Here is a 24,613-nt window from a genome sequence, read left to right as displayed (position 1 = left end):
CAGGGGACGGAACGGCGGGAACGGGGTGGTTCAGAAACGGCGGAACGCCGCAGGCATTCTATCGCAAAACACGTGCCACGAGGGGTGAATCCCCCAGGGCGGGTCCATCGGCGGGGGGATCACTGAATCCGCTGGCGGTGAAGGATCAGCTCCTGCCAGGGGAACTTGGCCCCGCCGGAGAGCGGTTCCCGGGCGAAGCTGTAGGTGTTCAGCCCGGCGTCGGAGGTCTCCGGCAGATGGTCCGCCCGCAGCAGGGCCGGGGCTTTGGAGCGATCGATCAGGAACACGCCGCGGTAGCGGGGGCTGTCGCCCCGTTTGGCGCCGATCCGCACCAGACGCTGGTTGGCCTCGGCGCCGGTCAGGCCAATCTCCTCGCCGGTCAGTTCCCGGGCGTGGAAGAAGTCGACCTGAATCCAGCAGAGGAACACGTTGCTACGGTGTGTTGCAGAATTCAACACTTTGTTGAGCAATCGGTAGCGGGTGGTGAAGTCCAGGTCCGCGGGGTTCCGGCCGGTCTCGTCCGTGGCGTGGTTGATCTGAGACCCGCCCACGCCGAAGAAGGCGCGGGGCAGGTTGTCGCTCGTACGGTCCGTGCGGCCGTTCAGGGCGACGCCGGTCCCACCGACCCAGGCGTCGGCCTGCGGGCGGAGTCGCAGCGGGGTGGACTGAATCGCCCCCCGCAGGTTCTTGGGGTCCGTCAGCGAGCCGGTCGGGCCGTGGAACCCGGTGAAGGGGTTCCCGTCGAGTCCGCCCGCCGCGCCCATCCCCCGGGCCGCCAGCCCGGGCAGAACGGCCCGCACGCCGCCCCAGTCGGGCGGCAGGGTGAGCGGGTCGCGGCCGTCGCGGGAGAGCAGCAGGGAACGGTAGAAGTCCTCGTTGAAGGAGTTCCCGCCGAGGTCCGTCACGCCGCTGGTCCCGGCAGGGGTGGGGCTCCCGGGGGCCGCCGGCAGACCGAAGAAGCTCGGGCTGCCGTGGACCCGCGAGTCGTCCATCACCCCGGCGAGCACCTGCGGGTGCCGCAGGGTGTTCAGGTTGATGCGGCCGGGCAGGCGGTACTCGCCCAGATCGAACGTGCCGTCCTGGTTCAGTCGGTCGGTCGGGCCGACGGCGACGGTCTCCGCAACGGCGTCGGTCATCTCGGCCAGCCGCCGGGGCGTGCCGACGTACTGCAACAGGCGGTACCAAGCGTTGAATTGCGTCGTGCTGGCGCCGTCGCCCCCGTACACGGGGTCCTGCCAGGAGGGGCGGGCGACGTCCGGGTAGAGCAGCCGGGACCCGGCGACGGCGAACTCGTTGAGGACGGCGTCGTGCCCGACGCCGGTCTGCCCGGTGAAATCCTGCGGGTCCGGGTCGTAGCCGAGACCGATCTGCCGCAGGGCGTTGCTGCCGAGCGTCGAAAACTCTTGGAAGGTCGTCTTCTTGATCGCCGAGGCCCCGCTGCCGAAGGCCCGGTCGCTCTCGGCGGTGAGGCCGGTGAGGGATTCGGCGTCGTACAGCGGCACGCCGATCACGTCGGCGGGGCCGGCGAACTCGCGGTCGTAGTGCGGCTGCCAGAGAGCGAACGGCCGCATCTCCCCGGCATGTCCGCCCGGACTGTTCCGGTCGTGCCCGCCGAGGGAGTTGAACACGAAGGAGCCGTACTCCGCGTTCCGCGGGGAGGGGTTCGCCCCGTCGAACAGGGAGCGTTCGGCGTTCGTCCGGCCGACGGCGGCCAGTTCGCTGGCCCGCAGCAGGGGCTCCATCCGCACGCGGCTGGCGAGCTTGGGCGTGTCGTTTGTGCCGCCCGCCGCGGAGATCGGCCCGGCGACGGCGCCGCCGTCGGTGAAGTGCGCCTCGAAGGCCCCGCTGCCCGGGTTCGCCGACGGGTCGGCGTCGTTGTCGTCACCCACGAACAGGTCCAGCCGCGTGGTCACCACCCGGGTCCGGTCGACGGTGACCCAGGGGTTGTCGCGGTCCTCGGTCCCGTAGTTCGGGTCGGCCGGGTCGGCGGCCTTGGGCTGGCGGAGCGGGTTCAACCGAACCTGGAGCAGCACCTCGACCGCCGGGGTGGCGTCGGCGTCGGCATACCAGTCCTCAGCGGTGGGCGGATTCAGATGGAACAGGTCGTTCGCGTCCGCGGTCGCGGGGTTCGCCAGAGCGGTGACGGTCAGGTCGTTGTTCAGGTGCTGGACGCGGAAGGTCGGGTTCGCCGTGTCGCCGGGCGCCAGCGTGTCAAGAATCTGGGCGTTGTTGCCGGAGTTCGTGTCCCGCAGTACCGACGCGGGGTCCACCTGCCGGGCGTTGTCGGCAAACGGCTGCGGGGCGAGGGTGATCCAGTTCACCCCGTCCACCCCGCTGGGGGCGGACCGCTGCTCGTTGAGGTTCACCCGCATGCGGCTGCGGGCGTTGGCGGCGTTGTACGTCATGGTGTCGACGTAGGTGCTGCCGTCGTTGTACGCGTCCGCATTGGCGACGGTGTAGAACGGGCGGGCGGCGGTCAGCTTGCCGGCCCGGGGGATGATCGCGCGGGCGCTCATCGCCGGCGTGCCGACGAGGCCGTCGTCCTCACGGAACTGCCGATCGTTCCGCGGGTCGCGGACGACGATCCGGACGTTCTCGCCCGGCGCCCCGCCGTTGATCGCCGGGTTGCCCCCGGCGAAGTTGAGTTCGCCCGGGCCGGTGTAGGCCAGTTCGACGAACAAGAAGTCGTGCGGCGTCTCGTCCTTCCCGGCGTCGTTCCACTCCGTCAGCGTGTGGTTGGCCGGGTCGCCGTCCCCGTCGGTCCCGTCCTCCGCCCAGGAGACGTTCGCCAGGACTTCGGACAGGGCCAGTTCCTGCCGTTCGACGCCCGCGACGACGCCGCGTTCATTGTCGGCCGGGTCGGGGCGGTTGGCGTAGCCGTCGTCAAACGGCGTGTAGCCGTTGCCGAGGTTCTTGTCGTAAACGAACAGCGTGCGGACCGGGTCCGGGTCCATCGCGTCCACGATGTTCACCGCGAGCTGCGCCATCTCGCGGAGCTGCTCCTCGGAGTAGAGCGCGTGGGCGGAGTTGTCGCCGGTGTAGTTCTTGTTCGGCGTGGCCGGGTCGACGCCGCCCACCGTGTACAGCAGGACGTAGATGTCCCGGGCGAGGTTCTGCCGATCCCGGCGGGCGTGCCACTCCTGGGCCCGCAGGGCGCTTTGCCCGCTGAGGCCGCCGAAGTCCCACGTCAGCAGCCCCGTGCCGGCGCCGCCGCCGGCGGCCCGGAGGTTGACCCGGGTCACGCCGTCGCTGGGGATCGGGTTGTCCTCCATGACCCCGAACCGCGGCGTCGTGTTCGTGGTGCCTGTGTAATCCGCGAACGCCGGGTGCCCGGCGGGGCCGATCACCTCGGTCGCCGCCAGGTTGAGCGGGTGCGGGGTGAGGGTCCGCAGCCGCACCTCGCCGTGCCCGTTCGTGCCGGCGGTGCGGTCGAACGCGGGGTCGGCGGGGTTGGTGACGCGTTCGGCGACCAGATTGAAGCTGAGCTTCCGCATCAGCCGGCGGAGGTCCCGCTTGCCGTCCAGCGTCGTCGGCTCCGCGTTCATGACGGCCTGGCCGAGAATGCTCCGCACCGGGGCCCGGAACGGGTCGTTCTGGTCGAACGCCGCGACGTTGCCGAACACCGGCGGGAATTGGCGGGGGTCCGTGGCGGCAGCGGAGGGGAGGCGATTGTGCTCCCAAGCCCGCTCGCTCGCCCCGGGGCTCTGCAGGGCGGCGACGGGCGGCTCGAAGCGGGAGGCGGTCGTGGCCACGTCCCAGCTCACCGAGGTGAACCGGCGGCGGACGCGCTCGTGCTCCGGCGCCTTGGCGAAGCTGACCGGCGCCAGCGTCAGCAGGCGGCTGGTCGTTTTGCCGATTCGGTAGTCCGCGTCCGTCATGTGCAGCCGGGCAGTCTCCGCGGGGGAGAAGATCTGGTCGCTGCTCTGCGACTGGGCCAGATCGAAGTCGCGGATCGTCTCCGCCGGCTCGTCGATTTGCAGGCGATGGTACTGCTCGAAATTATTCATCTGGCCGGCCGCGGCGCCGTACAGCGAGGCCGCCCAGCGGCCCGTCGGCGCCGCCCCGGCGTTCCCGGAGGTCGGTTCGACCATCGACCCGGCGGCGGCGCCCTGGCCGGTCAATTCCGCCGTCACCGTGCCCTGGGTCGGCTCGCCGGCGGCGTTCATCGCGACGGCGTAGGCCCGATTGGCGAAGATGCGGCCCTCATGCAGGCCGGTCCCGGCGAACCAGTTCCGCACGTAGGCGAACGCGCCGACCGCCCCGACCGTCGCCGAGTTGTTGAAGCCCTGATTGGCGCTCACGTCGAACAGCGGCAGCACCGCGTTCATCAGCGTGGGGAACCGGAACCGCACGTTCCCGTCCTCCAATCCGTCCGGCAGCGTCCGGCCGTCGTTGGGGATGGGGTTGGTGTCCGTCAGGAACAGGCCCTGCAGACCGCGGAGGGCGTCGGTGGCGAACCCGCTGCCGCGGCGGTCCAGCGGCACGCCCTCGGGGGCGATGGTCATCGTGTGCGTGGCGCCGGCGCCGTAGCCCCGGGCCCCGCCGAACGCCAGCCCCGGCAACTGCCGGCCCAGGCCCTCCAAGGCGTTGGAGTTGTCGTCGCCGGCCCCGCCGACGTTGTAGGAGTTGGCCGTCAGACCCGGGTACGGGAAGAACGCCGCGGCGGTCGGGTCGCCGGTCCCCAGCACCATCGCCCCCTCCTCCAGCCGGTCCGGCTCGCCGTAGCGGCCGACCAGCAGGTCGTCCGGCACGCGGCCGCCGCCGCCGCCCGGGCTGTCGCGGAAGGTGACGCGGCCGTGCAGCAGGAACCACCACTCCAAGTTGCGGCTCTGGGCCGCCCCGCCGGTCCAGGGCGTGTCGGTGTCGCGGGCGCGGTCGTAGAACTCGCTGAAGGCCTTCACGGCCTTCGCCTCGTCCGACAGCGGGTCGATGTTGGTGTTGCCCAACCCCGCCAGGCCGTACTGCGCGTTGACCCCGTCCTGCGTCATCAGGCCGGAGCCGCTCTGCGAGAGCGGCGGGGCGGCGTTCGTGCTCCCGATGAACCGGTCGCCGAGCAGGTTCAAACTATCGTCCACGCTGTCGCCGTCGGCGTCCGCGTAGGAGCCGTAGCTGTTGCCGTGCGCGTTCAGGTTGAACAGCGCGTCCACGTCCACGACCTTCAACGCCCACAGCGGCACGAACTCTCCCACGCCGTCGCCGGCGTTTTGAATCGGGAAGTCCAGGTCCAGCCAGATCGCGTCGAAGATGCCGTCGTTGTCCGGGTCGGCGTCGTAGCTGTTGGCGTAGGCGGCGGTGTCGGTGCCGGCGGCGACCGCGGCGGCGTCGCCGATCCCCACCCGCCAGATCGGTTCCCGATGCACGGCCAGACTGATCGGCGGCACGAAGCTCGGATCGTCCGAGGCGACGGGGCCGGAACCGTCCACGTCCGGCCAATTCCCGGTCACGAACCGTCGGGCGTACCCCGCGTCCTCAAACCGCACGCTGAAGTTCGTCGGGTTCTCCGGATCGGTGGCGACCACGCGGCGCTCTAGGTGCGGCCGCATCACGAAGGGCAGCGTCTCCGTGCTGGTGTACCAGGGGTGCACCGGCGTCCCGCCCACGTCGGTCCACTCGCTCCCCGGGTCCAGCAGATAGTCGCCCGCGGCGATCCGGTTCCGCAGCAGTTGGGGGCGGTGGAACGAGGGGATCACGACCCGCCGCCCGGTGACCGGTTCGATCCAGTCGTAGGACAGGAAGGCGCTGTTGAGGTCCGGGTAGGTGAAGTCCGCGTCCGGGGCCGGCAGCAGATTGACGGACGGGTTCCGCAGCGCCGTGTAGTCCAGCGGGTCCAGCTGCGAGCCGGGGGCGAAGTTCAGTTGCAGGGCGAACTGCTTCGCCGGATCGAGGCCCTCGTCCAGGTCGACGACGCCGTTGCGGTTGAGGTCCAGCTCCGGCCGGCCGTTCGCCCCGCTCCACGCCGTGCCGACGCCCGTGCCGTCGTAGGGGGCCAGGTCCGCCCCGACCATATTCGGCAGCAGCGATTTATAACCGCTGAACAGCACGCTGTTGCGGGCCGTGTCCGGCGGGCCGACGATCAGTTGCTCCAGGGCCCAGTTAAAGAAGACGTCCGGGTCTTTTTCGGCGGGCAGGTCGTGGGTCTCGCCGAAATTCTGGCTGTTCGCCTCCTCCTGCATCGTGAGCGTCAGGAACAGGAAGCCCAGCAGCATCAACGCCCCCAGCAGGGCGATGACCACGACGATCACGGTCCCCCGGCGGGCGTGCCGGGAGGGGGCGGTCGCCCGAGGCGCGAGCGGGCGGGGCGGGGGGTTGCGGCGGGCGTTCATGAGGGGTTCCCGATCGGGAGGGGTCGTCCGCCGGCCTCAGAACGAGGCCGGCGGGCGGAGGTCGAAGGAAGGGGCGAGGGGGGACGGACGCCGGGGCGCTGCCGTCCGGGGGGGTGCTAGTTCGTGAAGCTGTGGCGGAAGGATTCCTGCCGCATCTGATCGCTTTGCACGTCGTAGTAGCGGACGGTGATCCGAATGGCCCGCAGCGGCTTCTCGTCGCCGGAGCCGGGCTGGCCGATCACGTTGGGATTCGGGAACAGCCGCGGCGACCCGCCGACGTCCCCGCGGACGTAGTACCCGCCCCTGGAGCCGCCGGGGCCGGTGTGCAGGGGCAGTTTCTCGTGCAGGAAGCCGTCGTCGTCGTAGAAGCTGTCGTTGGCGGTGGCGTCGACCAGGGGGATGCTGGAGATCGGGGCGTCGCCCGGGGCGCCGGCCAGATCGGCCGCGGAGACCAGGCCGACGCCGCTGAAGGTCATGTCCACGCCCACCGGCAGGCCGACGTCCCCGCCGAAGGGGTTCCGCAGCGGCCGGTACGGCGGCGGGTAGGGGCGCCGCAGCGACACCGGCGTGTCGGGGGTGCCGGACCCCGTGTCCGCCCAGCCGAGGCCCATCAGGGCCATGTCCGGGTGCCAGGTGTCGAACCGGTTGCCGAACGGGTGCGGGTCTGTGGTGCCGTCGGCGTCGTAGCTGGCGTCCGGCTCCGCGTCGCCGAGCACGTCCAGGGCGAGTTCCCCCTTCGGCGTGAGCGCCCGCAGGCGGTCGGCGTGGTAGTCGCCGGGGATCTGCACGCTGTCGGTGTAGTCGCCGTCGCCGTTGATATCGAAAAGGTCCTGGGTCGGCGCCGTGCGGGTGTGGCCGAGGTCCACGAAATCCCCGATCGCGTCGTCGTAGACTTCGATGTCGAACCCGTGCACGTTCGTGAGCAGGATCTCCTCGCCGCGGCGATCGCGGCGGCCGCCCCCGTCGTTGAGGTACTTCAGGACGCGCGGGTTCTCGGCGAACAGCGGGCCGCCGTCGCTGGAGCCCGCGGAGGCGCCGGGGGGCATCGCCGCCCGGCCGGGCAACTTGAAGTCCGGGTGGGACTGCTCCTGCACGGTGTAGCGGCCGAAGAAGGGGGTGTTCCAGTCTTCGCTGGTCAGGCCGCCGCCGCCGAACTGCACGTCCGGGCCGAGGGTAATCCCCAGGAACTCCCGCGGGCGGCCGAACGGCTGGGTGCGGCCGGGGTTCGTCACGTCGAAGGGGAAGAACCCGGCGCCGTCCCGCAGCAGCGGGTTGCCGAGGCTGTCCGGCATGCGGTACTCGTCCAGAGAGACGCCGTAGTTCGTTAGGTCATCCGCCTCGTTAAGATTGGCCCGCACCAAATCGCCGCCGGACTCGTTGTCTAGGCTGGCCTCGGAGTGCAGCACCGGGCCGAGAGTTTGCGTCCCCGAGGTCGCCAGCGTATTGGGGTGGCTGTAGGCGGCGTAGTCGAAGTAATGGGCGAAGCTGTGTTCCAGGCCGTCGTCCGGATCGACCATTCCGCCCGGGGGCCAGGAGTTCGGGGCGTTGTCGGCGTCGGTATCCCACAGGGTGGGGTTCGTCTTCGGCTCCCGTATCAGCTTGCGGGCGCGGACCAAGTTGCCGTTCCGCAGGTAGAAGGTGACGACTTCGTAGTTCGACACCCCGACCGGCTGGGCGGACTCCAGCGCCTGCTGTCCGATGCCGGTGCCGCTGATCAGCGGGCTGTCGCTGAGTTTCTCCTCGTCCGCGGCGCCGCTGGTGTTGAACTGATCGGTGGCCGGCTGGTCCGGCTCGACGTCGCCGCCGGACGATTTGAACAGCGCCGCATCGGTGTCCAGCACCGTAGCCCGGCCGAGGGCGGGGGAGTAGTCGACCCCGCCGCGACGTTCCGCCAGGCGGCGGTCGATCGTGAAACTGAGGACCTCGTCGGTGTCGTCGTCGGGGTCGTTCTCGCTGATCGAGAAGTAGCCGCGACGATCCTCCAGCCGCCCTTTAACCGTCTCCGTCGCCCACGCCCGGGTGGTGCTGCCGTTGGCGGTGTAGAGGTCCACGCCGCTATCGCTGGCCGGCTGCCGCTCCCAGGCGTCGACGCCGTTCCACACATAGGCGAACGTCGCCCCGCGGAAGGGGGCCACGGTGCGGAAGGTGCGGGCGGACAGGTCGTTGTCGAACCGGCCCGTCAGCAGGCGGGCCTTCTGATCGTTCGCCGCCATCCCCTTGCGCATCGAGACCGTCTCCGTCGCCAGGCCGAACACCTGCGCGAACAACAGCATCATCAACAGCACCAGCGTCGTGGCGACCAGCATCTCAATTAAGGTGAAGCCGGCCCGCGGACGCCGGTTCGCCGTCGCCGCCAGGCGGCGCGCGTCTTGGCGGCGCGCCCCTTGGGAGCGGGCGAGACGAGCGGCGGGGCGACGGGACGGCACGGTCGGGCGGCGGGCGTGAGGACGGTCGGTGACGGGCGGGAGCGGCGGCGGGGCGGGCGTCATGGCGTTACGGGTCCAGCGTGAACACGGACACCACCCCCCGCGGGAACGTGGCGAACAGGTTGCCCCCCATCCCGGCCTCGTTGCGGCGCGGCGTGCCGGACGACAGCAGGAACTCCAGATATCGCGGCGTGGTCATCCCCCCGCCGGCCCGGCTGTAGGCGTCCTTCACCCGTTGGGGGGCGTCGGCGTCCGTGGGGTCGCCTTCGGCCTCCAGCACGCGGCCGACCTGTAACCAAGCGAATTCGCCCATTTCCAGCAGCCAGCCGCCGCCCACCACCTGCGGGTTCCGCTGCGGGGTCGCGGAGCCCGTGTCCCAGAACAGCACGTAGGAGCCGCTCGCGGTCCGCACGCTGCGCCAGACGGACTCGTCCTCCGCGCTGAGGGCCCGGTTGAAGAACACGGCGACCTCCGCCTCGGTCCGCTCCGAGCCGGTCCGCCGGCAGGTCAGCATCCAGCTGTACCGCCGGTCCGGCCGTTCCAGCCGCACCCGCAGGGGCACGTTCGCCCCGGTGTTCGCGACGCCGTCGCCGTCGGTGTCGAACGCCGCCGCCTGGAAGCCGGCGTTCGGGGTGTGAACCGTGAGGGTGTAGCCGTCGGCGACGTCCGTCACGTCGTCCGGAGCGGCGCCGGCTCTCACCTCCGCCTCCGGCAGACGGGCCAGCGGGATGGCGGCGCTGGACCGCTGGTCGGGAGCGAACAGCACGATCCGGGCGAGATCGGCCCCCGGCACGGCGAGCCCCTCCGCCGTGGCGTTGTTCTGATCGTAGAACTCCTCCAGCGCCCCGTTCTCCACGTCGCGGTTGCTGAACGTGATCGTCACCGTGCCGGCGGCGTTCAAGGTCGCCGAGGCGTCCACGTCCAGATCGGAGCTGTAGTCCCCGGCCCGGCCGACGACGTTGTAGGCCGTCTCGACCATCTGCCGCCGCACGGCCGAGTTGCCGCTCTCGGCGGCGTTGACCATCTCCCAGGGGAAGGGCCAGGCGAACCGCAGGGCGGGCTCGCCGCCCAGGGCGGCCCCGAACTGATCCGTCGCCGCCGAACCGGCCGTGGCCTTCGCGCCGTAGAACCACGGGCTCACGGCGTCCGACGTGTCTCCTGCCAGCACCGCGGCGCCGAGCGGGTCGACGACGTACTTCCGCGGCGTGCCGCCGTTGCCGAGGAACGCCCCGCCCGGCCCCCAGGCCAGCGTGTTCGTGGGAGAGACCTTCGTCGCCGCCCCGCAGACGTCCAGGCTGCCGTTGGCGTCCGGGTCGAGCAGCATCGCCAACCGCTCCACGCCGGGGCTGGCGCCCCGCGGGAAGGCGCTCACGCCCCCCTTCAGCAGCACCCCGCCGATCTGCTTCGGCAACGGGGCCTCCAGCGAGGGGGTGTGGCTGAAGCGGACCGTTTCCTCGGCGTTCACCTTCAGGATCGTGCCGGCCGTCAACTGCGTGGCCCGGGCGCCGCGGAGCACCGCCAGCGGGAACAGCGTGGCGACGCTCGTCACGCCGATGCCCATCACCAGCAGGCTCATCAGCACTTCCGTCAACGTCACGCCCAGCCGGGCCGCCGCGCGGCGGCCGCGGGGCGTAGCCCGGAGCCGCCGCGCCATCGCCGCCGACAATCGCGGCGAAACGGGGCGGCGGGCGGACGGGCGGGCGTGCATCAGAGAGCCGGAGAGGGAACGAATGAACAGTCGAGAGGAGAACCGCGAAGCGGCGGAGGTCGTCACGGCGCCTCCAGTCCGAGTTCGGCGAATCGGAACGGATCGTTGGCGATGCCGTTGCCGGACGAGGTCGCCCCGTCGAGCGGGGCGACGGTCACCGTGCCGGTCTGGGTGTTGATCGTGACGACGAGGTCCTCCGCGCTTTTGCCGGGGCCGGAGTAGGTCGTGCCGTCGAAGGCGATCGGGGCGTCCGCGTCCGTGCCGACGTAGCCCAGCGGCAGGAACTCGCCCTGGGCGAAGCGCCCGGAGTTCGTGCCTTCGTCCAGGTCCTCCAGGCTCACCACCGGCAGATGGATCAGACCGCTGGCGGCCAGCGGGCCGGTCACCATCCCCGAGGGATCGAACATGATGTCCAGCGGCCCCCGCGGCACGGGGATCGCGGCGGTCGAGCCGTCGCCGTCGTGGTTCACCAGCGTGAACCAGGTGGAGGGCAGCCCGCCGAAGCGGGCGGCGCCGCGGAGGTCGATCGCGGTCTGGTTCGGCAGCGGCCGCGGGTCCTCGCCGGCCAGCGGTACTGTCCGCAACTCGAAGACGTAGCCGTCCTCGGCGGCGTTCAAATTATATTCCTGCGGGTCCTCCGCAGCGGAGAGCGTCATCAGGAACACCCGGGCGATCCCCTTGAGACGCAGCGCCTGCTCGCTCTCGCCCTCGGACCCTACGGAGACGATCAGTGCCTGATACCAGCGCCCGGCGCCGTTCGCGTACTTCGGCAGCCGCACGCGGGCGGTGAACAGAGCCGTGGTTTGATGGGGCGACGCGGTCTGTTTCGGGATGTTCTCCCCCAACAAGCCCGCCTGGAACACGCGGTTCAGCGGGGTGTCCCGCCAGGCCGTGGCCAAGGCGCCGGGCTTGTCGGCGATCGGCTCCCGTTCGCTGCCGGCGGTGAGAAAGAAGTCCGGCGGATTGCCGTCGTCGCCGTCTTTATAAGGTTGAACCACGCCGCCGACGAAGACCGGAGGAACGAGTTCGGCGACGGTGCCGTCAGTCGGTCCGCCGGCGAGGAACAGCAATTCGCTGTCAGCGAACTCCAGCCGGTCGACGGCTAGCGGGGGGAAGTAGCCGGCGCTTTCGACGTATTGCAGCGTGGTGCAGGCGAACGGGTTGCCGTTGGCGTCGGTCAGGTCGTTGTTAACCAGCAGCCGCACGCCGCGGGAGCGGGCGCCGGCGTCCGTGCGCACCGTATAGATCGCCCGGTCGCGGGCGCCGCTGGTGAAGCTCTGCACCTGCCGGGCCGACCCGCTGACCTGATCGGCGCTCTGGAACGCCCCCACCGCCGTCAGGGTGACGGTGGCCAGGATCAGGAAGATCGTGACCGCCACCAGCAGTTCGATCAGCGTGAAGCCGGTCCGGCGGGGGGACCGCATACCAGCCCGGAGCGCGAGCTCCGGGGGTCGGCGCAGCCGCTCCCGCCGAGGGAAAAGACGCACGGCCGAGGCTTGCGCCTCGGGCTGGTATTGGCGAGGGGAGAGAAAACGCATCATCTCAGAATCCCCCCTGGGCGGTGGTCAGATTGTCCAGCGTGGCGTTCGGCTCTTTGGGTTGGGCCAGATGGCCGAAGTTCGCCCGGTCCTGCGGCTCGTACAGCCCCAACTCCCCGTCCGCCCCCGCGGACACGGCCATCGGCACGTAAAACGTCGCCGGCGTGTGCAGGAACCGCTCGAAAATCGGCCCCAACTCCTCCTCGGTCGTCACCCCCTTCGCCACCCTCGAGAACGGCGACCGCGGGTCGGTCGCCGACTTAAACGACAGGTTCATCTGGGCGTAGCGGTCGTCCGGGTCCGCCCGCAGGGCGCTGCCCAAGGTGGGCAGGAACGGCATTGAGGCGGCGGCGTCGTCGGTGATTTCGTTCCCGGAGCCGTCCAGCTCCCGGCTGGGCAGCGCCGCGCCGAACAGCGCCGCCGCCGCCGCCGCGAACTCGCCGTCCCCGGCGTTGTCGAAGGCCCGCACGGGCCAGCGGCCGTCGGCGTCCTGCGTGGACGCGACCGCGGGTTCGACGAGCCCGTTATACGAGCCCGGCACCGCCGGGCGGATCAGGCGGGTGGGCCAGCGGTAGAAGCGAATCGGGTTGCCGAAGCCGTCCACGATCTCGCGGAGGCCGTCGCCGTCAGCGTCGGCCAGTTCGCTCTCTTTAAAGGCGTCGGCGTCGGTATCTTCGACTCCGTACGTCTCGCCCTGGCTCAGAAACAGGAACAGTGCCTCGCTGCTGGCGGTGGCGTCGTTGCGGTAGGTCGCGTCTTCAAAGGGCCCGGTGACGGCGGCGTTGCCCCGCAACTTGGCGGTCACGTAATCCCCCTCCGACAGCGGCAGCGGATCGTCGGCGGTGCCGATCTCGCCGTCCGGGCCGGGACCCCGCGGATACAGGTAGCTGGGCATCTGGTTGAGCATCGCCATCTTGACCCGCAGCGGTCCGGCGGCCCCGCCGCCGGCGCTGGAGACGTTGCCGGACGTCGTTTCCAGCCCCCGCCGCAGCGCCCCGATCCGCCGCTGCACCTTGGCGTCGATCTTCGTCAGCGTGGTGCGGGTCGCCGCTTCCCGGGCGTTGGTCACGAAGGCCAGCGTGGCCGTCACCGTCAGGCTCAGCAGGATCGCCACGATGCTGACCACCACCAGCAGTTCGATCAGCGTGAACGCCCCCCGCGGCGTGCGGCTGGGCGAGGTCGGCGGTGGAGCGAGAGGCGTCATGAAGGCGAGCGGGTGCGGGCGGGCGCGAGTGCAGGCGGGCGAGGGGGACGAAGCGGCGGGTCGAAGCGGCTAGTCGTCCAGCATGCCGTCGGAGAAATTCGTGATGTTGTCCTCCCCGCCGGGGATGATCTGATCCGAGGCGTCCTTCACCGGCGTATAGCCGTCGTCGGCGCTGTAGCTCCCGCCCCCGCCGAACTGCCCGTCCCGCCCCGGGGAGATAATCTGATAGCCGTTGGGGTTCACCGCCCCGCCGCCCGGCGACTGATACACGCCCTGGGACAACGCGGCGCTGCCGTCGTCGTTCAAGAACACGCCGACGTTATAAAGCACGTCCTGCGTCCGATATCCGCGGCCGTTGTCGCTGCTGGCGTAGATCAGCGGGGTCGTCTGCGTCTCGAACGTGTCGAGGTAGGTGAAGTAGGACACCCCGGGGTCGCCGGTCGCCGACGGCGTGAAGCCGGAGCCTTCCACCTCGTTGTTGAAAAGCAGCCGGTCCGGTTCGAACGTGAAGAACGGTCCTTTGCGGCGATTCTTGTCCAGCAGCGTGAAGCCGCCCGCCTTCGTCTGGGCGTTGAACGGATCGCGCGGGTTCTGGCTCCACCCGGCCAGTTCCTTGGTCGGCGTGGGCGATCCGCTGGCCGGCAGGCCGCCGAGGAACAGCACCAGGCACTCCGCCCCGCGGACGACGCCGCGTTTTGAAAAGTCAGTGTCGCCCGACGCCCCTTCGCCGGGGAAATCCATGCGGTTGAGGCTGTCGATCATCGTCGCCTCGTCGATCTGCGGGCCGAAGACGCTGCGGAGCGTCGACATCGTCGCGGGGTTGACGAACTTCTTTCCCGAAGTCCGCCGCAGGTCGATAAAGCTGGGCGGGGTGCGGCCGTATTCGGCGTGGAACTGGGAGATCGCCGCCTCCATCCCGCTCATGTCGGAGCGGACCGCGGCGACCCGGGCCGCGCCCGCGGCGCCGATCACGGCGGGGGCCAGCAGGGCCATCAGGATCGCGATCACCCCGATCACGACCAGCAACTCCACGAGCGTGAAGCCCGCCCGGGACGAAGAACGCCGGACGGAACCGCGCTCAGAAACGGAAACCGGGACGGCGGACAGGGACGGGCGGGAAATCACGGGAGGCTCCGGGGAGAGATGCCGAACGGCTAAGGGATCTGCTGCAAACGCGGCGCCGGCTCGCGCCGGGCCCGCGTAACCCACTACGGGATAAGAGCTTGGCGAGAACGCACGCCGCCCGACCGAGCGTTGCATTTCGCAACACCCGGGCGGGACGGACGTCGCAGAATCGGACGGGACGCGGGGGGGAAGTTCCAATGACCAAGCGACAAGAACCAAAGACCGGCCGGGCGGGACGAGGCGCCGAACCCGGGTTTTGGTTCTTGTCTCCTGGACCTTGGTCATTCCGTTACGACAGGTCGTTGAGCAGGTCGATCAGCGGCATGAACAGCGCGATGACGATGAAGCCCACGACCAGACCCAGCACGACGACCATGATCGGCTCCAGCAGCTTGATCAGGCCGTCGACCAGCACCTTGACCTCTTCGTCGTACACGTCGGCGACTTTATACATCATCGTGTCTAGGGCGCCCGTCTCCTCGCCGACGTCCACCATGTTGACGACGATGTCGTCCACGATGCGGGCTTCCTTCAACGGCACGGCCATCGATTCCCCCTCGCGGATGGCGGCGTAGATGTTGTCGAAGGCCCGGGCGAACACCCCGTTCCCGGCGGTGTCGCGGGCGATGATGATCGCTTCCAGGATCGGCACGCCGGAGGCGATCAGCGTGCCCAGCGTCCGGCAGATACGGGCGACCGTGGCCTTCTCCACGATCTTGCCCAGTACCGGGATGTGCAGCAGGATCCAGTCGGTGACGTATTTGCCCGTGCGGTTCTTGCGGATGATCTTGAGGATCAGCCAGATCGCGAACGGAACCGCCGGGAACAGATAGAAGTACTTGACCGTGAAGGAGCTGCAGGCGATCAGCGTCTCGGTGATCGCCGGCAGCGGGGTGCCGAAGTCCTCGAAGATCTTTTTAAACTTCGGGATGATGTAATACATGATGAACCCGACGATCGCGACCGCCACCGTGACGACCGCGACGGGGTAGATCATGGCCCCCTGAACCCGCTTTTTCAGGCTCTGGGAGCGCTCTTTAAAGTCCGCGAGCCGCTGGAGGATGATCTCCAAAGCGCCGCCGGCCTCGCCGGCCTTCACCATGTTGACGTACAGCCCATCGAACGCCTTGGGCTGCTTGGCCATCGCCTCCGAGAGCGTCATACCGCCCTCGATGTCCTCGATCACGCCCAGCAGGGAGTTCTTCATGACCCCCGGCTTACTCTGGCCTTCCAGAATGCGGAGCGACCGCAGGATCGGCAGGCCGGCGTCCTGCAGCGTGGAGAGCTGCCGGGTGAACGTGGTGAGCTGCTTCGGGCTGACCCGGCCGATCGTGAAGCCGCCGCCCTTCTTTTTGGCCTTGGCCCGGGCCGCCTTGTTCGACTTGCCCTTGTCCCCGTCCTTGGAGGCGGACTTTTTCTTCTTGGCCTTCGACTCGCGGATGTCGGTGACGAAGAAGCCCTTTTCGCGGACCTTCGCCTCGGCGTCCTTCTTCGTCGGGGCGTCGATCGATTCCTTGATCTCCAACCCGGTGTTGTCCATCGCCTCGTAGACGAAGGTGGGCATAACGGTCTCCGGGCGGCGTGGGTGCGGCGGGTTACGGGCGGCGGGCCGGGGGGAGGACGAGTCCGGGGAAGGGTCCGGTCGGGCCGCGAGTTTTGCGTGAAGGGAACGGAAAGGAACGCCCGGCGGGCCGGACGGGAAGCCGGGCGCTACGTGATGTCCTCGATGACGGTTTCGCGGACGACCTCGTCGATTGTGGTCACTCCCTCGAAAATCAGTTTCAGGCCGGCTTCCCGCAAGGTGGTCATCCCCTGGGAGCGGGCCAGGTTGCGGAGGTCGTCCACGTTGGCGTCCTCGGCGATCAGGTCGCGGATGTCGTCGGTGACGTCCATCAGTTCGTACAGCCCGACGCGGCCTTTATAGCCGCTGTTATGACAGGTCGCGCAGCCCTTGCCGTAATAGAAGTCGTACTGCCGGGCCGTTTCGACCGGCAGCTGGAGTTCCATCAGCAGTTCGTCGGAGGGCTCGAAGGCGGTGCGGCAATCGGTGCAGATGCGGCGGACCAGCCGCTGGGCCAGCACGGCCTCCACGCAGGCGGTGATGAGGAACTTGGGCACGCCCATATCGAGCATCCGGGTGATGCTGCTGGGCGCGTCGTTGGTGTGCAGCGTGCTGAACACGAGGTGCCCGGTGAGGGCGCTCTGCACGGCGATCTCCGCCGTTTCGTAGTCGCGGATCTCGCCGACGAGGATCAGGTCCGGGTCGTGCCGCAGGATCGCCCGCAGGCAGGCGGCGAAGGTGACGTCGATGTCGGAATTAATCGGGCACTGGATGAGGCCGTCGATGTCGTATTCGATCGGGTCCTCGGTGGTGATGATCTTTTCCGAGATCTCGTTCAGTTCGTTCAGCGTGGAGTACAGCGTGGTCGTCTTGCCCGACCCGGTGGGCCCCGTGACCAGAATAATGCCGTTGGGCCGCTTGATCATCTTGCGGAAGCGGTCCAGCGTGCCGGCGTCCATCCCGATCTTATTCAGGTCGAGGCTGACCACCGTGCGGTCCAGCACCCGCATGACGCAGGCTTCGCCGAACATCGTGGGCAAAATGCTGACCCGCAGGTCGACGGGATTGCCGCCGACGTTCAGTTCGATCCGCCCGTCCTGCGGCAGCCGGCGTTCGGCGATGTCCAGGTCCGCCATGATCTTGATGCGGCTGATGACGGCGTTCGCCATGTGCCGCGGCGGGGGGATCATCTCGTACAGCACGCCGTCCGCTTTGACGCGGATTTTAAACTCGTCCTCGAACGGCTCGAAGTGAATGTCGCTGGCCTGGTCCTTGATCGCGTTTAAAAGCACGATATTGACCAGCTTGCGGATCGGGGCCGCGTCGGCCATCTCCTCCGGGTCGGAGAGATCGAAGGCGGCGCTGTCGCCGTCCTGTTCGACCTCCAGCTCGCCGATGACGTCCTCGATGCTGTCGGGGCGCTCCGCGTAGTTGCGCTCGATGGCGGCGGCGACGTCCTCGGCGCTGCTGACGGCGCCGCGGACCTCGTGCCCGAGGAAGTTCTTCAGGTCGTCCAGCGCCGCCACGTTCTGCGGGTCGGCCATGGCGACCGTCAGCACGTCCCCCTTCAGGCTGACGGGGCAGATCTTATAGATCTCGCACATCGTCTGCGGGACGCTCTCGAGCACCTTCGCCGGGATCTGGGTGTTCTCCAGATCGACGACCGGCATCCCCCACTGCTCGGCCAGCGCCTCGGTGATCTGGGCCTGCGTGACCAGCCCGCTGCGGACCGCGACCTGCCCGAACACCTCCCCGGGGCTCTGCTTCTGTTCCTCCAACAGATCCCAGACCTGGTCCTCGGACAGATATCCGAGATCCTGCAGGATCTGTCCGATTTTGCGGCGGGCGGCCATGACGAGGGGGGAAGGAAAAAGGCGGAGGGCGGAAGGTTACGGGCGGCGGGCGGGCGGGGCGGCGGCCGCGGAGTTCATTCCGCCCTCCGCCCCCCTTTCGCCTGAAATTTCATTCGAAGTCGTCGTCCTCCTCCTCGACGTCGTCGTCCCCTTCTTCGTCCTCGTACAGGCCGCGTTTCGCCTTTTCGATGCGAACCTTCAACTCGCCGGGCTGGTTCGCTTTGTAAAGGACGTCCTCCTCCTCCACGATGTTGTTCTTCCACAGGCTGAACAGGTGGTCGTCCAGCAGCTGCATGCCGTATTTCCGCCCGGTCTGAATGGACGAATTGATGCGGAACGTCTTGCCTTCGCGGATCAGGTTCGCGATGGCGGGGGTGACGACCAGCAACTCGTACGCGGCGACCATGCCGGACGGCTTGCGCGGCAGCAAAGCCTGCGAGAGCACGCCCAAAATGCCCACCGAAAGCTGGGTGCGAATCTGTTCCTGTTGGTTGGTGGGGAACACGTCGATGATCCGGTCGACGGTGCCCTGGGCGCCGGTGGTGTGCAGCGTGCCGAACACCACGTGCCCGGTTTCGGCGGCGGTGATGGCGGAACTGATGGTCTCCAGGTCGCGCATCTCGCCGACGAGGATGATGTCCGGGTCCTGCCGCAGGGCCCGGCGGAGGGCCTCGGGGAAGCTCGGCACGTCGACGCCGATTTCCCGCTGGTTGACGGTGCTCTTTTTATGCTCGTGATAATACTCGATCGGGTCTTCGAGCGTGATCATGTGGTGGGCGTGGGTCTCGTTGATCCAGTTCATCATGCTGGCCAACGAGGTGGTCTTCCCGGAGCCCGTCGGCCCGGTAACCAGGAACAGCCCGCGGGGGCGGGTGATGAGGTCCTTCACGACCGGCGGCAGGCCGATCTGCTCCATCGTGAGGAACTCGTTGGGAATCCGTCGCAGCACCATCGCGATGGTGCCCTTCTGCTTGAATACGCTGACCCGGAAGCGGGCCTTGTCGCCGTAGGCGAAGCCGAAGTCCGTCCCGCCGACTTCCTGAAGCTCCTGCTGGTTCCGCTCCGGGGTGATGGACTTCATCAACGAGTTGGTGTCGTCGGCGTCCAGCGTTTTGGTCTCGAGGCGCCGCATCCGTCCGCCGGCCCGGATCACGGGCGGCTGACCGACGGTGATGTGCAGGTCGGAGACCTTCTCCTTCACCACCGTCTCCAGCAGCTTGTCGATCTGCACGAAGGCCATCGGACGGAACTTTCGGGGAAACGGGGTTCGAGAAACGGACGAGGAGGACGGGGCGGAGTGTGCCGGGAGAACGCCCGGCGGATCAAGCGGCGCCGTAACGCCGAGGCCCCGCGGAGCCCTGGCGTGACGAACGGTCAATCGCTGGAGCGCATCAGCTTCTGCACTTCGGTGAGGGTGGTGATGCCGGCCATCGCCTTCTCGCGGGCGTCGTCGACCAGCGTCCGCATGCCGAACAACCGCGCCTGCCGGCGGATCGCCTGGGCGGGCTCGCCCTTGAAGGTCATCTCGCGGATCGCGGAGTTCATGCCCATCAGCTCGAACACGGCCCGCCGGCCGCGGTAGCCGGTGTGGGAGCATTTATTGCACCCGCGCCCCTTGAAGAAGGTGGCCTCGTCGGCCTCTTCGGGGGTGATGTCGAAGTATTCCAGCTCGCCGGCGTCCGGCGTATAGGGCTGCTTGCAGCTTTCGCAGACCACGCGGACCAGCCGCTGGGCCATCACCGCGAGGATGCTGCTGGCCACCAGGAAGGGCTGCACGCCCATGTCGATCAGCCGCGTGATGCTGCTGGGGGCGTCGTTGGTGTGCAGCGTGCTGAGCACGAAGTGACCCGTCAGGGAGGCCTGAATCGCCATCTCCGCGGTCTCCTTGTCGCGGATTTCGCCCACCAGAATGACGTTCGGGGCCTGCCGCAGCATCGCCCGGATGATCCGCTGGAAGTCCAAGCCGATGCTGTGCTTGACCTCCACCTGATTGATGCCCGGCAGATAATATTCGACCGGGTCCTCCGCGGTGATGATCTTGCGGTCCGGCCGGTTCAATTCCCCCAGGGCGGAATACAGCGTGGTCGTCTTGCCGGAGCCGGTGGGGCCGGTGACCAGGAAGATGCCGTTGGGGCGGCGGATCAGGTTCTGGAAGGTCTTGTAGTTTTCCTCGCCGAAGCCGAGGTTCTTCAGACCGACTTTAATATTGTCGCGGTCCAGAATCCGCATGACGCAGGCCTGCCCGTGGTTCGTGGGCAGAATGGAGACGCGAAGGTCCAGCTCCTTACCGCCGGCCCGCGTCTTAATGCGGCCGTCCTGGGGGCGGCGCTTCTCGGAGATGTCCATCGACGCCATGATTTTAATACGACTGGTCATGGCGGCCAGCATCCGGCGGGGGGCGCTGTCTCGCTCCACCAGCGACCCGTCGATCCGGTAACGGATCCGCACCCGGTCCTCGAACGGCTCGATATGAACGTCCGAGGCCCGCATCTTCACGGCCTCGGAAATAATCAGGTTTACCAGGCGAATGATCGGGGCGGTCTCGTCCTCGTCGTCCGCGTCCCGGGCGGTGAGGGTCGCCTGGGTGACGTCGATCTGGGTCTCGGTGATCTCCGTCAGCATGGTGTGCATGGTGTCGGCCCCGCCGCCGCCCTCGCCGGCGCCGCCGTAGTGGCGGTCGATCGCGGCGACGACGTCGCCTTTCGCCGCCGGGGCGATGTCGATGGACCGCGGCGTGAGCAGGAACTCCAGCTTCTGGAGCGCCCCCATGTCCGACGGGTCCGCGAAGGCGATCGTGACCGACCTCTCCGTCGCGGAGATCGGCAGCACCGTGTTCTCGCGGGCTACGGAGACCGGCACCAAGGCGATCACCTCGTCCGGCACCGTCAGGTTCGCCAGGTCCAGCGTCTTGCCGCCGCCGGAGGCTTTCGCCAGATCCGCCTCGTCCAGGTAGCCCAACGCGACCAGCATCTGGGCCGGGCTGGTCTTCTTGCGCTTCGCCAGGTCCTGCGCCTCGTGCAGCTGCTCCCGGCTGATCGTGCCGTCGGCGACAAACTTTTCGAGGATGTCGGCGGCCATGCGGGGGGCGGCGACCGGCGGGGGCCGGCGGCTGGCAGGGGGAAGGAAACCGGGGGGAAACGCGGACGAGGCGCGAAAGGAAGCGTGCCGAATCGGCGGCGTGCCGGATCGGCACAATGGATCATCCGACCCGTCCCTCGGAGTGTCAACACGCCGCCGCTCCGCCGCCCGGACCGCGGATCGCCCCCGGACCGATCGCCCGGACGAGCGCGAACGGCCCGCCGCCGAACCCCGCGGCCGTCGGCGGTGTCCGACGTGGGCGCCGGCGAGGCGCTTCGGAGGGGGCGAGACACTTTCCCGCGGACGATCGCGGGGGTATGGTGTGACCCGCCCGACGCCGCACCGCCGGCGACGGCCGACCCGGGGCTGTAGCTCAGTTGGGAGAGCGCTGCGTTCGCAATGCAGAGGTCGTGAGTTCGAATCTCATCAGCTCCACTTCAGGATTTGCCTCCTGAACCCGCACCACGCCCCGCCGGCCCCCGCCGGCGGGGCGTTTTGCATGCGCGACCCGGGGTTGCGCGACCCGGGGTGAATCGAGGCGGCCGGAGCGACCTTGGGCGGCCTGCGCGAACGGGGCGGATCGCGGGGCGGGCGCGATTGTGCCGGGACGGCCGTCGGCGGCCGGGCGGAGAACCGGCGCCGTCGCGCCCACCCGCCCCGACTTGAGCCGATTCGACGTTCCGGCGGCAAGAACCGGCGGTCGGGATCGGGCGACGGTCGAAGCAGGTCATTGCCCGCGCGACTTCCCCCCCGGTAGGCTGGAGGTCGGCCCCCGCCCCCGACGGATCACCTCATCTCATGCCCGCTCGCATGCCCTCGCCCGTCCGTCGCCTGTCCGCAACCCCGGGCGGGTCGCCCGCTCCGACCGGAATGAAGCGCCGGTCCCTGCTGGCGGCAGGCCTCGGGGCCCTGCTGGCCGCCCCGCTGTCCGCCGTCGCGGCCGAGGGCGACGGCGAGAGCGAGGTCGCGCCGGAGCGGGACCTCTCCAAGATGAAGACCGTCCTGGCGAAGACGCTCAAGCTCGACGCCTCCGCCGGCTACGTCGACCTGTTCGACGGCCAGCAGACCGGCGAGATCTCCGTCAAGGTCATCGCCAAGGACGAGACCGGCGGCAACCTGTTGATCGCCAACCACACTGATAAGCCGCTGACGATTCAGATCCCCGACGGCCTGATCGGCGTGCACGTCCAGAATCAGATCGGCGGCTTCGGCGGCGGCGGGATGGGCGGCATGGGCGGCGGGGGAATGGGCGGAATGGGCGGCGGCATGGGCGGGATGGGCGGCGGCATGCAGTCGATGGGCGGCGGGATGGGCGGCGGCATGGGCGGCATGGGCGGCGGCATGGGCGGCGGCATGGGCGGGATGGGCGGCGGCGGCTTCGGCGGCGGCGCCTTCTCCATCCCCCCGCAGACCGTGGCCCGGGCCCCGTACACCTCCGTCTGTCTGGAGTACGGCAAGACAGAGCCCCACCCCCGCGCCAACTACGAACTCCGCCGTATTGAGGACGTCGTCGAAGACGAAGTCCTCCGAGAGCTGATCGTGCTCGTCGGCACCGGCAAGCTGCCCCAGGAGGCCGCCCAGGCCGCCGCCTGGCACCTCAGCGACGACATGTCCTGGACGCAGCTCGCGTCCCTGAAGGTCGGCGTCGCCGGCCCAAGCCCGGACGTCCCGATGTTCAACGCCCGCACGCTCTACGGCGCCCAGCGGATCGTCGCGGAGTCCGTCCGTCGCGCCGAACTCCGCCGCGACGGCCGCACCGCCGCCGCTCGGTAACGGCCGCACCCAACGCGAGAACGCCGAGGCCCCGCGGGGCCTCGGCGTTATGACGAGTGCAAACCTCTCCCCGGTTAGGGGATCAGCATTTCCAAGCCGATCGACAGGCCGTTGAAGGCCACGTTGTCGAAGTTCCGGGCCGGCGTCAGGTCGGCTCGGGCCGCTCCCGTGCTCAGGCCGGCCGCCCGATACGAGGTGGCTTCGTTCGGCTGGGCGACGTTCGCCAGGTACAGCAGGTCGTAACCGACGCTGAACCGGAACCGCTCCCCCAGCGGAATGCGGATGTACGTGGCGAGGTCGAACACGGGGCTGATTTCCGTGTAGTAGGCCGTCTGCCGCAACGCGCCTTCCTGCGGAGAGAAGACGTTCACCGTCCGGGTGCGGACCTGGGCCTGGTTCAGCCCGATCGAGACGCTCGGCCGCACGCCGATGGTGCACCACTCGTGGCGGTACTCGGCCTCCACGCCCAGTTCCGTGCCGAACAGGTTGTTGTGCACGGTGGTGGACATTTCGCTGGAGGTGGCGACGCCGGCCTGGATATCGACGCCCCGCTGGTACAGGTTCTGATTCAGCATCGTGTACCGCACGCCGACCAGCGGCCGCAGGCCAAAGCCCTCCGGCCGGGCGAGGTGGTCGAAGTAAATCCGACCGCCGCCGCCCCACAACTCCGTCTCGTATTCGAGTTCGTAGTCGGTATTGAAGGTCTCGAGGCCGGCGGCGAACGCCGTGTTGCCATCCGTCAGGCCGATCCCGATGTTGTCGGCGACGGCCAGCGGCAGGATCGGGTCGATCTCGAACGTCTCCTGCGAGAAGGAGAAGGCGAAGAATTCGCCCCGGCCCACCTCGTCGATCGGCTGACTGAGCGTCAGCCGGACGCCGGCGAAGTCGTCGACGTCATTATTGTCCAGCACCGGGGTGACGAACGTGTCCCCGCCCGGCGTGATCCCCTGCCGACTGTAGTTGCCGCCGTTCCGGGACTGGTCCGCGACCGGCACGCCGAAGGGGAAGAGGCGGGCGGTCGCGTCGTCCACGGCCGGCCCCGTGACGCCGGCGACGGGGGCCCCGACGAGGCCGGTCTCCTCGCCCGTCATGTTGTAGTGCAGGTACTCGAGCCGGAGGAAGCTGCCCTTGGCCGGCTGGTAGCGGGAGATCGTGGTCCACAGCGAGCCGGGCCCCTCCGGCCGACCGCCCACCGCCCGGTAGTCGGTGCCGCCGCCGCCGTACATCCCGCCGCCGCCGAATCCCCCGCCCTGGCCGGGGGGGCAATACGGCGCCGGGGCGTACTGGGCCGGGGCGACGGAGGGATCGTACATCCCGCCCGGCGCCGGCCGAGAACCGGGGCCGCCCTGGGCGGGGCCGGCCGACGGCTGGCTCAGCGGGCCGAACTGGGCGGGCGGGGTGACGTAGCCGGCCGGCAGGATGCCGGAGCCGCCGCCGTCGTTCGGCTCGACCCACGCGGGGGAGCCGTCGAACCCGGGGGCGGAGGAGAGGTTCACGACCCCGTCGTCGGCGGTCGCGGCGGGGGCGATGGCGGCCAGGGCGATCGGCGCCGTCGCGGCGGCGACCGCGGCGCCCCACCGGCGGGCGACGCCCGGCCGACGGGCGGCGGGAAGGCGAAGGGCGGCGGGCATTGCGGGGGCGGCGGGGACGCGGGGAGCCGACGGGGCGCAGTCCCCATACCGGGACGGCCGCTCGACAGGGATCGTTCGGCGGGGCATCGTCTCGGGGTCCTGCGTCCGAACTGGGGGAGGCGGGCCGGCGACCATGCCGACCTGCCGACCGGGCGCCTCCCACGCCGGGCGGCGGGGAGAACGGGCTCGCCCGCAAACGGGCGATCCACGGGGCGCCGCCCCGGGGACTCCGGGGGCGTCGGTCGTGACTGCGGTATCGGTTCGCCCAGTTCGGCCGCTGATGCGAAACCCGCCGGACGTGCGGAATCTGCGGCCCGCATTGCTTCGCCCCCCAACCCTTCGCCCCGCCGGAGCGGCCTCCCCACGTCGCGCCAACCGCTCCGTCCCCTGCAA

At 69.4% G+C, this 24,613-nt stretch carries 12 protein-coding genes and 1 tRNA gene; 2 read left to right on the top strand and 11 right to left on the bottom strand.

Going from position 1 to position 24,613, the window contains the following annotated elements; genetic code table 11:
• Window positions 1-119: 119 nt before the first annotated feature.
• From CA12_RS07130 to CA12_RS07085, 10 genes are all read right to left on the bottom strand, one after another.
• Window positions 120-6,323, bottom strand: a complete 6,204-nt coding sequence (locus CA12_RS07130) for a hypothetical protein (protein ID WP_145358163.1) — start codon at window positions 6,321-6,323, stop codon at window positions 120-122.
• 116 nt (window positions 6,324-6,439) lie between these two features.
• Entirely contained in the window at window positions 6,440-8,812 is a 2,373-nt protein-coding gene (locus CA12_RS07125) for a prepilin-type N-terminal cleavage/methylation domain-containing protein (RefSeq protein WP_145358162.1), read from the bottom strand.
• Between the two features lie 4 nt (window positions 8,813-8,816).
• On the bottom strand, window positions 8,817-10,457 hold the full coding sequence (locus CA12_RS07120) for a type IV pilus modification PilV family protein (protein WP_145358161.1): 1,641 nt from the start codon (window positions 10,455-10,457) through the stop codon (window positions 8,817-8,819).
• Between the two features lie 62 nt (window positions 10,458-10,519).
• Window positions 10,520-11,881, bottom strand: a complete 1,362-nt coding sequence (locus tag CA12_RS07115; RefSeq protein ID WP_165700603.1) for a pilus assembly FimT family protein — start codon at window positions 11,879-11,881, stop codon at window positions 10,520-10,522.
• A gap of 118 nt (window positions 11,882-11,999) precedes the next feature.
• The gene (locus tag CA12_RS22450; RefSeq protein ID WP_207622171.1) at window positions 12,000-13,199 is read right to left on the bottom strand and encodes a type II secretion system protein; all 1,200 of its coding nucleotides are present in this window, start codon (window positions 13,197-13,199) and stop codon (window positions 12,000-12,002) included.
• 69 nt (window positions 13,200-13,268) lie between these two features.
• Window positions 13,269-14,324, bottom strand: coding sequence for a type II secretion system protein (locus CA12_RS07105; RefSeq protein ID WP_207622170.1), 1,056 nt, complete (start codon window positions 14,322-14,324; stop codon window positions 13,269-13,271).
• Between the two features lie 289 nt (window positions 14,325-14,613).
• Window positions 14,614-15,888 (bottom strand): type II secretion system F family protein, encoded by a 1,275-nt coding sequence (locus CA12_RS07100; protein WP_145358158.1) that lies wholly within the window; start codon window positions 15,886-15,888, stop codon window positions 14,614-14,616.
• Window positions 15,889-16,034: 146 nt separating this feature from the next.
• Entirely contained in the window at window positions 16,035-17,738 is a 1,704-nt protein-coding gene (locus CA12_RS07095; protein WP_145358157.1) for a GspE/PulE family protein, read from the bottom strand.
• A 109-nt stretch (window positions 17,739-17,847) separates the two neighbouring features.
• The gene (locus CA12_RS07090; RefSeq protein ID WP_145358156.1) at window positions 17,848-18,978 is read right to left on the bottom strand and encodes a type IV pilus twitching motility protein PilT; all 1,131 of its coding nucleotides are present in this window, start codon (window positions 18,976-18,978) and stop codon (window positions 17,848-17,850) included.
• A 134-nt stretch (window positions 18,979-19,112) separates the two neighbouring features.
• Window positions 19,113-20,816 (bottom strand): GspE/PulE family protein, encoded by a 1,704-nt coding sequence (locus CA12_RS07085; protein WP_145358155.1) that lies wholly within the window; start codon window positions 20,814-20,816, stop codon window positions 19,113-19,115.
• Window positions 20,817-21,178: 362 nt separating this feature from the next.
• Here CA12_RS07085 and CA12_RS07080 point away from each other — a divergent pair.
• Window positions 21,179-21,251, top strand: a tRNA-Ala gene (locus CA12_RS07080).
• Between the two features lie 435 nt (window positions 21,252-21,686).
• Window positions 21,687-22,589 carry a hypothetical protein gene (locus tag CA12_RS07075; RefSeq protein WP_145358154.1) on the top strand — a complete coding sequence of 301 codons (903 nt, stop codon included), beginning with the start codon at window positions 21,687-21,689 and terminating at the stop codon, window positions 22,587-22,589.
• A gap of 74 nt (window positions 22,590-22,663) precedes the next feature.
• Here the strand turns inward: CA12_RS07075 and CA12_RS07070 are convergent, their stop codons facing one another.
• On the bottom strand, window positions 22,664-24,220 hold the full coding sequence (locus tag CA12_RS07070) for a BBP7 family outer membrane beta-barrel protein (protein ID WP_165700601.1): 1,557 nt from the start codon (window positions 24,218-24,220) through the stop codon (window positions 22,664-22,666).
• Between the last annotated feature and the right edge of the window lie 393 nt (window positions 24,221-24,613).

Origin of the sequence: Alienimonas californiensis (assembly GCF_007743815.1) — a bacterium.
Classification (GTDB): Bacteria; Planctomycetota; Planctomycetia; order Planctomycetales; family Planctomycetaceae; genus Alienimonas; species Alienimonas californiensis.
This window is presented reverse-complemented; position numbering and strand designations above follow the sequence as displayed.

Excerpts from the sequence above, each read along its gene's own strand:
- CA12_RS07085 (WP_145358155.1), bottom strand. The coding sequence starts at position 20,816 with ATGGCCGCCGACATCCTCGAAAAGTTTGTCGCCGACGGCACGATCAGC.
- CA12_RS07075 (WP_145358154.1), top strand. The coding sequence starts at position 21,687 with ATGAAGCGCCGGTCCCTGCTGGCGGCAGGCCTCGGGGCCCTGCTGGCC.
- CA12_RS07100 (WP_145358158.1), bottom strand. The coding sequence starts at position 15,888 with ATGCCCACCTTCGTCTACGAGGCGATGGACAACACCGGGTTGGAGATC.
- CA12_RS07125 (WP_145358162.1), bottom strand. The coding sequence starts at position 8,812 with ATGACGCCCGCCCCGCCGCCGCTCCCGCCCGTCACCGACCGTCCTCAC.
- CA12_RS22450 (WP_207622171.1), bottom strand. The coding sequence starts at position 13,199 with ATGACGCCTCTCGCTCCACCGCCGACCTCGCCCAGCCGCACGCCGCGG.
- CA12_RS07115 (WP_165700603.1), bottom strand. The coding sequence starts at position 11,881 with ATGCGGTCCCCCCGCCGGACCGGCTTCACGCTGATCGAACTGCTGGTG.
- CA12_RS07130 (WP_145358163.1), bottom strand. The coding sequence starts at position 6,323 with ATGAACGCCCGCCGCAACCCCCCGCCCCGCCCGCTCGCGCCTCGGGCG.
- CA12_RS07095 (WP_145358157.1), bottom strand. The coding sequence starts at position 17,738 with ATGGCCGCCCGCCGCAAAATCGGACAGATCCTGCAGGATCTCGGATAT.
- CA12_RS07090 (WP_145358156.1), bottom strand. The coding sequence starts at position 18,978 with ATGGCCTTCGTGCAGATCGACAAGCTGCTGGAGACGGTGGTGAAGGAG.
- CA12_RS07120 (WP_145358161.1), bottom strand. The coding sequence starts at position 10,457 with ATGCACGCCCGCCCGTCCGCCCGCCGCCCCGTTTCGCCGCGATTGTCG.
- CA12_RS07070 (WP_165700601.1), bottom strand. The coding sequence starts at position 24,220 with ATGCCCGCCGCCCTTCGCCTTCCCGCCGCCCGTCGGCCGGGCGTCGCC.